Source organism: Zoogloea sp., from assembly GCF_028689785.1.
Taxonomy (GTDB): domain Bacteria; phylum Pseudomonadota; class Gammaproteobacteria; order Burkholderiales; family Rhodocyclaceae; genus Zoogloea.
In genome coordinates, this window is sequence record NZ_JAQVCN010000020.1 from 62149 (window position 1) to 71317 (window position 9169).

Sequence of the window (9169 nt, forward strand, 5' to 3'; positions counted from 1 at the left end):
TCCGTCGGGCCTATAGCGCTAGGCTGAAATGCAGCCCTTTGGACAGCAGGCCCTGATGGAAATAGAAGCGTTGCGCCAGGGCATTGCCCAAGGCGGTATCGAGCACCAGATGGGAACAGTCTTGCCGCTGCGCTTCCTCGCGTAACGCCTCTATCAGCAGGCCACCCAGACCCTGGCGACGGGCAGTTGCGACGGCGACCAGATCATCGACGTAAAGGAATCGTCCATACAGCAGGTTTTCCTGGATGCGGTAGCCCGCCACCCCCATGACCTGATCTCCCCGCCATGCAGCCAGCAGACGATAACCTTGCCCGGCTTGGCGGCAGGCCTGCGCAGCAAATGCGGCCGCATCGGGTAAATGAGGCCGCAATTCGTGCATGACGTCGAAACAGGCCAAGTAATCCTGAACGCTGTCAATGAGGCTCAATCGAAAGGTGCTCATGTCGATTCCTTGTCATAGAGCCTGCACTGTAGGAAACTAATGGCCCAGTAAAAAGGTGCAAAAATTGAATAAATAGATAGGACATGGCGCATGGACATGCAGCGGTTCAAGCCAAACCGAGGACACGATGCGCCGATCTATCTGCAGTTGTATCGACGCTATCGGGACGCGATTGCTGTTGGAAAACTCCAGCCTGGCGATCGAGTGCCATCTGTGCGCAGCCTCGCCAGTGAGCTGAACCTGGCACGCGGCACGGTCGAGATGGCCTACCAGATGCTGACCAGCGAGGGCTATTTCCTGACACGCGGCCCAGCCGGCACCGTCGTCTCGCCCCGGCTGGAGAACCTAGGCGAGCCGGGGTACGGCTTCGCATCTAGTTCCTTTGCACCGCCACGTTCATGCCTAGGGGCCGATGCCGGTCAAGTACGGCCTTTCCAACTCGGCGTGCCGGCGCTGGATGCTTTTCCGCGCAAGACCTGGACGCGCCTGGCCGGCCACAACTTGCGCACCATGGATACGGCGGCCATGGGCTACCCCGACCCGACGGGTCATGAACCGCTGCGTCGCGCCATCGCCGCCTATCTCGGCATCTCGCGTGGCATCGCCTGCACGCACGAGCAGGTGTTCGTCACCGCCGGCTACCGGGGCGCTCTGGAGCTGGTGTGCCGCACACTGCTGCGATCTGGTGATATCGGCTGGTATGAAGACCCCGGCTACCTCTTCGCCCGCCAGTTCCTGGAGCGCGCGGGCATGCGTCTGGAGCCGGTGCCCGTGGATGCGGAAGGCTTGAGTGTGGGCATAGGCCAACAGCGAGCCGCTGAGGCGCGTTTCGCCGTGGTGACACCCACGCACCAGAGTCCCATGGGGATGGCACTGTCTTTGCCCCGACGGCTGCAACTGCTGGAATGGGCCGGCCACCGCAAGGCGTGGATCATTGAGGACGACTACGACAGCGAGTTCCGCTACCACGGCCGGCCTCTCCCCGCACTGAAAAGCCTGGATCGCGATGGGCGCGTGCTTTACTCCGGCACTTTTAGCAAGGTGCTGTTTCCCGGCCTGCGCCTGGCCTATCTGGTCGTACCTGAAGCGCAGGTCGAACAGTTCAAGGACACGGCGAATCACCTTTGCGGCCCCGGCTCGATCCTGCTCCAAGCAACGGTGACCGATTTCATGGATCAAGGTCACTTCGCTCGGCATCTGCGAAAGATGCGTTCGCTGTATGCAACTCGACGCGGCTATCTGGTCGATGCGCTCATGCAGGCGCTAGGATCACGTCTGCACGTCCAGCCCCAGGCTGGTGGTATTCATGTTCTAGCGAAACTGACGAATAGGGAGAGCGACAAGTCCTTAGCTGCGGCAGCTCAATCCAACGGGCTTGCAATTCAGGCACTCAGCCAATGGCAAATTCGGAGAACGTCACATGGCGGGCTACTCATGGGATTCGCCAACGTAACCGAACCAGAGATGGCGAAAGCACTGATATGTCGATTAGCGGCTGCCATTCAATCACAGTGAAAAGGCTATCCAATTGATGGTCTTTGCTGCCGCCCACTCTCCCACGGCACACCACTGCCGCAGTCGCGGCAAGCAACTTTATCAGGGGGTCGGGAGGCGGAGGTATATCCAGTCCAGGTCGCATCGGACGGTTAGACCGGGCGCCCTGCCTGCCTCTTCCTGGCGGGACAGTTGACAGCGGCTGGGCCTGATCGGGGCGTGAGCCTTATGGAGCGTGTTGATGAACTTGAGGAAAGCATCCTCATGGGGTAGATCAGCATGCACGTGCAGGGTGTTGGCAAGCAGGACGGGCGGCGCATCGGTGGAGGACGCGGTGGGCTGGAGCGGGCGTTCGGGGCTGATTTCATAGTCGAGTTGCGGGATCGATATGCCTTTCCGGAGGGATTCAAGCTGTTCTATCCAGACCACCCGGTCTGGGGGGCTGCTGATGCCCGTGCGCAGGAGGCTGGCGTGACGGGACAGGGCCTCCTGGGTCTGGTTTGCCGTCTGTTCTGCTTGCCTGAGCCTGTGCTGGGTTTGTGCGAGGCTCTGGGCTGTCAGGCGTGCCCTGTGTTCGGCCGTTTGCAGCAGATGATGGCTGCCCCCGGCCAGGCCGATGGCGGCGGTGAGCATGATGCTGCCGAGGATGGCGGGGGTGCGCAGCTGCAGGTCGGGAGGCGCAGAGGGCGTCATGGTGGGGACACGGGAAGGCTGAGGCGGACTTCAAGCTGAGGTGAGGTGTCGCTCGGGGGCGACTCTGCAATCCGCACGGGCTCGGACGAGGCCATTTCCGCGGGCTGCCGCAATACCTGGATTTGCGCACCGTTCAAGGAGCCTAGGGCTGTCAGCAGGGTTTGGGCCTGGGCGACCCGTTCGCGGGTTTGCGCGGCGCCTGGGGAAAGGTTGAAACGTATCCGCAGCGTCTGACTGAGGGGGGTGGGCTCGGCGGGCAGGAGATCTGCAGCGGGGGCGGCCCACTCAAGCTCCTGCAGCCTGAAGCCGGGGACCGATGCGAGGGCCGCCGTCAACTGGCGCAAGGCCGGCTCGGGCCCGATGCTGCTGGTGGAGAGGGCTTGAGCCATGTCGAGGGTCTGGTTCAGGCGTTCGAGGGGCAGCGGTGTGGCGGGTGTGGAGGCGATGACGGCTTCAAGACGGGCCTCCTGCTGTGCCGCCTGGCGCAGGTTCGCTTCAGCAAGGCTGCGTTGTTCACGGGCCGCCAGCAGGTTGAGACTGGTGTAGCCCAGGCTGGCGAGGAAGATGGCGCCTGCAAGGATGCCAGCAATGCGTCCGGTCCGCTGCTGGCGGTGTCCGGCGAGTGCCTCGGCGGGGGCGAATTGGGGAAGCCGGGGGTGGGCGGCAAGTGCCCGAAGCAGCAGGGGCAGGCTGTCTGTGTGGCTTGCGTCGTGCTGCAGCTTCAGGGCCAGAGCGGCTTGCTTCAGGGGCACGGGCTGGAGATCGAGTCCAGTGCCGGCGGCAGCACCTGGCAGGTCGCGGGCGGTCAGGAGTAGTACCCGGGTGGGGTGGTCGCGGGGCACGATGCGCTGGCTGAGCAGGTAGTCATAGCTCCGCCGGATTTCCTCAAACACGAAACCTGGGTCAGGGCCAGCCTCGGGAGTTAGGCCGATGGTGAGGCGGCTGAAGCGGAGTTGCCCATGCTCGAAGCAGGACACCCGCAGGCCGGCGGGCGTGGTGTGGGCCAGCAGGAAGGGGGTGGCGCCTGAGTAAAGGGGGGCGGCCAGGGCCTGGGACAGGAAGGAGGCGCTCACCACCTCGGCCAGGATGCATGGCGAATGCAGGATACGTTGTAGCCAGGGCTGGATGGCGCCAGGGCGTGTGAGGGCTGCGAAGAGAATCCGTTCGTCCCGGCGGCCAACGCTCTCCCGGCCGAGGGAGAGGTAGCTGCGGAAAGGGGTGTCGCCAAACAGGTGATCCTGGCGACGGGCCAGCATTGGTTGGCGGTCACGTCCCTTGACGAAGGGTAGGGTCTCAAGGTGGTGGGCTTCGTCCGGCAGGTCTACCAGCAGGCTGATGCGGGTGCCGGGGGATAGATCGGAGAGGAAGGTTTCGAAGGGCGAGAGCCCGTCGTCGGCAGCGAAGTGCTGGAGTGGCTCGACGCTGTCGCGGGCAACGGCGAAGGCGGCAAGTCCGGCGGGGCTGAGATAGAGGATGCTGGCAGCGGTCATGCTCAGAGCTTCATCTGGGTGATGATGTCGTAGACCGGCATCATGACGGCGCCCATGATGGCGAGGAGCAGGCCCCCCAGCACCACGGTGAGGGTGGGTTCGATGCTGGCCTGGAGTTTCTCGATGGCTTCCCGTACGTCCCGATCGTAGAAATAGCTGACGTTGGCGAGTGCGGTGTCGAGGGCGCCGGTGCTTTCGCCAACCCGCAGCATGCGGGTGACCAGAGGTGGAAAGAGCTCGACCTTGCGGAAGGCCTCCGAAAGCTTGCTGCCCTGGGTGATTTCGTGCCCGACCTGCTGTAGGCCCTGGCGCAGGGCGGTGTTGCCGACCACGTCCTCAGCAGACTGGATTGCGTCGATGACCGTAATGCCCGAGGCATACATCATGGCGAACAGGCCGGTGAAGCGGGCCATGATGATCTTGCGCCGTACGGTGCCGAGTAAAGGCAGGCGCAAGAGGGCCGCATCAAAGCGGAGCCGCAGGGCCGGGTGGGTGGAGAGGGCGTGACGCGCCAGCAGCAACCCGGCTACGCTGCCAAGAACGAGCAGCCAGCCGTAGTCGACGACGAAGCCGGACAGGGCGATGAGGATGCGCGTTTGCCATGGCAGAGCCTGCCCTGCACTCTGGAACAGGCGGGCGAGTTCGGGTACGACATGGATCAGGGCGACGCCCAGCGCGGCGCTGATCACGAGAGCCACAATGGCCGGGTAGATGGCGATGCGTCGGGCATAGGCGGCGAGCTCGTCGTCGCGCTTGAGGGTGTCGGTGAGGGCGGCAAGCACTTCGGGTAGTCGCCCCGTGTGTTCCCCAGCCCGAACCAGGCTGCAGAACACTCCGTTGAATACATCCGGGTGGCGCTGCAGGGCCTGGGATAGGCCGAGGCCGCCTTCGATGGCCTCGACGATGTCGCCGATGACTTGCCGGAAGCGGGCCCGGTGGAGGGAGTCGCGCAGGTCGGCCAGGCTCTCGAGGATCGGTACCCCGGCGCGCAGGAATTGCTCCAGGTGAAAGCAGAAGTTGATGAGCTCCCGCCGGTTGATGCGGTGCTGCCGCTGCCAGCTGATCTGTCGGACCGGGTTGGCATGGAGCAGGTCGAGGCCGAGGCGGCCTAGACGCAGCTCAAGGTCGTCGAGGTTGGCGGCATCCATGCGGCCGCGCACGGTGTGGCCGCGAGGGTTCATGGCCCGGTAGCTGAAGTTGCTCACTGGAACAGGCGCTCCGTCAGATCCACAACCCGTGCCAGTTCCTCAAGCGAGGTGTCGCCAGTGATGACGCGCCGGGTGCCGTCGTCGGCGAGGCGGGTGAAGCCCCGGGTGGCTGCGGCATGCTGCAGTTCCCGGGCGGTGGCGCGCCGGGCAATCAGCTCGTCCAGGTCGGCATCCAGGCGCAGCAACTCCATGATGGCCAGGCGTCCCCGATAGCCCTGGAAGTCGCACTGGGGGCAGCCCCTGGCCCGGTACAGGGTGGGACGTGTGGGCTGACCTGCGGCGCCGAGCAGGCGCATTTCGGTGTCGCTCGCCGGGCCGGCCTCGCGGCAGTGGGGGCACAGGCGGCGCAACAGCCGCTGGGCAACGATGCCGATCAGGTTGCCGGCCAGGATGTCGGGCACGATGCCCAGGTCGAGGAGGCGGGGGATGGCGCCGATGGCGGAACTGGTGTGCAGGGTGGAGTAAACCTGGTGGCCGGTCATGGCGGCCTGGAAGGCCATGCGGGCGGTGTCGGCGTCTCGGATCTCGCCTACCAGGATCACGTCAGGGTCCTGGCGCAGCATGGCCCGCACGCCGTTGGCGAAGTCGAGTCGGGCAGCCTCGGATACGGCGGTCTGGCGGATCTGCGCCATGGGGTACTCCACCGGGTCCTCGAGGGTCATGATGTTGACACCTTCGGCGTTGATGTGGCCGAGGATGGAGTACAGCGTGGTGGTCTTGCCGCTGCCTGTGGGGCCGGTCACGAGGATCAGCCCTTCCGGACGGGCGATCATCAGCTTGAGCAGCTCAAGGCGGGTGTCGCTGAGGCCCAGTTCGTGCAGGCCGACGATGCCTTTTTGACGGTCCAGCACCCGCAGCACGATGTTCTCGCCGTGGATGGTGGGTTGCGTGGAGACGCGGAAGTCCACCGGGCGGCCGCTGACGCTGAGGGAGATCCGGCCATCCTGAGGGGCGCGGGTTTCGGCGATGTTGAGCCCGGCCATGACCTTGATGCGCACGGCCATGGCAGGCCAGTAGGATTTGTGCAGGGCACGGATCTGGCGCAGCAGCCCATCGATGCGGTAGCGGATGCGCAGGAAGGCGGTTTCGGGTTCGAAATGCAGGTCGGAGGCGCCCCGCTTGACTGCGTCGGCGAGCAGGGCATCTATCAGGCGCACGACAGGTTGCGCATAAGTGTCAGCACGCCCGGTGAGGCTGGCGGTGTCGGTTTCCCCGGTTTCGATCTCGTGGAGGATGCCGTCGATGGATAGTTCGTGCCCGTACAGCAGGTCGATGGCACAGGCGATTTCGGAGTCTCCGGCCAGGCGTAGTTCGACGGTGGCGCCACTTGGCAGCAGGCTGCGAAGCTGGTCTTGGGCGACGATGTCGCCGGTATTGCTGGCGGCAACGACCAGGTGGCGCTGCTGGGGGTCGTAGCTCAGGGGGATCAAGCCGAGGCGTCGTGCCGCCTGGCGGGGGACCAGGGCGAGGGCCTCTGCATCGGGCAGCAAACCCGACAGGTCGGCACTGGCCTGGTCGAGGCTGTGGGCCAGTGCGTCGCGCAGTGTGGCCTCGGAGAGAAAGCCCAGGCGTACGAGTTGCTTGCCGATGATCTCCCGGGTCCGGGCCTGTTCGCGCAGGGCGATATGGAGCTGGTCGGTGCTGATCAGGCCCAGGGCGATCAAGGTCTGGCCGATGGGCTGATGGGCGTGGGGGTCACGGTTCATGGTGACGGCTCCTGGGGGGCGAGGGTGCGCAGGCGGGTGGCGCCTGCGGTGGGGTTGAAGCCTGCAGGGCTGCGTGTGGCAAGTGCCAGGGCCTGTCGATAGTGGGTGGCAGCGGCCCCGGGCTGGCCTGCTCGGTCGAAGGTGACGGCCAGGTTGTAGCTCAGGTCGGGGTCGTCGGGGGCAAGACTGCGGGCATGGCTGTAGGTGTGCCCGGCTTCAGCCCAGCGTTGCTGCCGCGCCAGTGTGGAGCCCAGGCCGCGCAGAGCGTCGACGTCCTCTGGATCGGCCTGCAGGGCTTCCCGGTAGAGCAATTCCGCCTGGTGGAAGTCGTTGTTGAGATAGGCAGCATGGGCCAGGTATGTTGTGCTGGCGGTGCTGGTGCTGCCGCCGGGGTGTAGGCGGATGGCGGTGTCCGGCTGAGGGGCTTGGGGCAGGCCCTTGTTTTGGGGGCTGTGGGCCGTGGCTCTGGACGCTCGAACCGGGTGGCCCAGGGGGGCGGGAAGGTCTGGGCTTTCGGCCGTGGAGGAGGGCGGAGCGGGTTGGTGTTGGGGCGCGCTTTCAGGAGGGAGCGCAACTTTGGCTGCAGCCCTGGGCAGTGGCCGCTCGGGGAGGGCCAGGGGACGCATCTCGAACCAAAGGCCGATGGCGAGTGCGCCCAGGGCTGTGGCCCCCCCGGCGAGTCCGACGATCAGGGCCCGGTGAGGGGGCCGTGGAGCAGGGGCCGGGCCGCGGGGAGGTGCGAGTTCGGTGTCGTCCGGGGCGCTGCCTGTGGCGGGTGTGGAGCGTGGCGGGATGAGCAGTGGTTCAAGCTCAAGCCGCGACGCCGGTGCCGCAGGTGCGCGAGGCGCGGGCCCGTGTTTGCTGTCCTCCGTACGGCGCAGGGCATCCAGGAGGAGGCTCACGGCTGACTTCTTTCCGTTGCAGTGCCTGCCCTTGTCTGGGAGGGGAAGTTGGGTGTGCCGGGGGAGGGCGCCGTGCTGAAGAAGCCGGCGTCCGGGAGTCTGTCGCGCAGCGGCGTCAGGGCGCCGACGAGTCGGGTGTCGGTCACGACCACCGGGCGCAGGAAGATGACCAGTTCGGTTTTCTGGATACCGTTGTCGCGGTTGGTGAATAGTTCTCCAAGCAACGGAAGCTGACCGATCAGCGGGACTCGGCCGGTCTTGTAATCGATGCGGTCCTCCATCAGGCCGCCCAGCACGGCAGTCTCACCGTTTTCGATGCGCAGCACGGATTCGATCTCACGGGTCCGGATCTGCGGGACCAGGTTGGCAATGTTGCTGGGGATGCTCGGGTTCGGGTCGCGGCGAAAATCCGAGATGCTGGAGATGGTGGGCCGGACGTTGAGGATGACCTCGTCGTTGTCGCTGATCTGGGGGGTGACAGTCATCACCAGGCCCACCGAAACCGACTGAGGTGTGGTGGTGACCGTGGTCAGGGCGCCGGCGTTGGTGGTTTGCGTGGTGTCGGCCTTGACGCTGAAATAGACGTACTCCTCGACCACCTTGATGGCCGCGGTCTGGTTGTTGAGCACCGACAACTTCGGGCTGGACAGGACTTTGACCGTGCCGAAGCTCTCCAGCAGCTTGACGGTGGTGTCGATGCCGTCCGCGCTCTTGTAGGCGACGCTGAACGGGGTGGTCGCGTTGCCGGCCGTGCTGCCAAGCCCGGGGCCACTGATGCCGAAACTGGTGCCACTGGTCAGGATCCGGCTCCATTCGATGCCCTGCCGGTAAGTGTCCCCCAGGCTGACCTCGACGATAGTGGCCTCGATGAGCACCTGACGCCGGGCGGCCGCGGTCACCCGCTCGATAAACTCGCTTACCTTCTCGTGCTGGCGTGTGGTGGCTCTGACCGTGAGGACGCCCGTTTCCCGGTTGATGATGACCGATGCTGCTTCGCGGAAAGTGGACTTGTGCACCGTTGTGGTGGTGTTGTTCTGCATGGAGCTGGGGGTGCCGGGAAGCAAGACTTGAGGCTGGATGCCGGCGCGGCCACGAGTGCGAGGCTTGGTTCCGGTGGAGATATCCAGACTGCTGCCGGGGCCGCTGCTGCTTGCAGTTTCAACGTTCTCAATGACGGTTTCGCTTGACCCCTCGGGCAGGACCTTGTCCGTCTCCCGCAACAGATCCCGCAGGG

8 protein-coding genes are annotated in these 9169 nt (G+C 65.3%); 1 reads left to right on the top strand and 7 read right to left on the bottom strand.

Annotated features, from left to right (window positions below):
- Positions 1-10: 10 nt before the first annotated feature.
- Positions 11-442 carry a GNAT family N-acetyltransferase gene (locus PHI64_RS11045; RefSeq protein WP_299882575.1) on the bottom strand — a complete coding sequence of 144 codons (432 nt, stop codon included), beginning with the start codon at positions 440-442 and terminating at the stop codon, positions 11-13.
- Positions 443-532: 90 nt separating this feature from the next.
- Between PHI64_RS11045 and PHI64_RS11050 the strand changes: the two genes are divergently transcribed.
- The gene (locus tag PHI64_RS11050; RefSeq protein ID WP_299882577.1) at positions 533-1957 is read left to right on the top strand and encodes a PLP-dependent aminotransferase family protein; all 1425 of its coding nucleotides are present in this window, start codon (positions 533-535) and stop codon (positions 1955-1957) included.
- 81 nt (positions 1958-2038) lie between these two features.
- Here PHI64_RS11050 and PHI64_RS11055 read toward each other — a convergent pair whose 3' ends face one another.
- The 6 genes from PHI64_RS11055 to mshL all read right to left on the bottom strand — a co-directional run.
- Positions 2039-2629 (bottom strand): hypothetical protein, encoded by a 591-nt coding sequence (locus tag PHI64_RS11055; protein WP_299882579.1) that lies wholly within the window; start codon positions 2627-2629, stop codon positions 2039-2041.
- Positions 2626-4119, bottom strand: coding sequence for a hypothetical protein (locus PHI64_RS11060; protein WP_299882581.1), 1494 nt, complete (start codon positions 4117-4119; stop codon positions 2626-2628). Before PHI64_RS11060 ends, PHI64_RS11055 begins: the two co-directional genes overlap by 4 nt.
- Positions 4120-4121: 2 nt before the next feature.
- Positions 4122-5324: a type II secretion system F family protein gene (locus PHI64_RS11065; RefSeq protein WP_299882583.1), complete on the bottom strand. Its 1203-nt coding sequence runs from the start codon at positions 5322-5324 to the stop codon at positions 4122-4124.
- Positions 5321-7033: a GspE/PulE family protein gene (locus PHI64_RS11070; RefSeq protein ID WP_299882585.1), complete on the bottom strand. Its 1713-nt coding sequence runs from the start codon at positions 7031-7033 to the stop codon at positions 5321-5323. The genes PHI64_RS11065 and PHI64_RS11070 overlap by 4 nt, the downstream gene beginning before the upstream one ends.
- Positions 7030-7935, bottom strand: coding sequence for a tetratricopeptide repeat protein (locus PHI64_RS11075; RefSeq protein ID WP_299882587.1), 906 nt, complete (start codon positions 7933-7935; stop codon positions 7030-7032). The genes PHI64_RS11070 and PHI64_RS11075 overlap by 4 nt, the downstream gene beginning before the upstream one ends.
- The coding region (gene mshL, locus PHI64_RS11080) for a pilus (MSHA type) biogenesis protein MshL (RefSeq protein WP_299882589.1) at positions 7932-9169 on the bottom strand (1238 nt) is incomplete at its 5' end. The genes PHI64_RS11075 and mshL, both read right to left, overlap by 4 nt.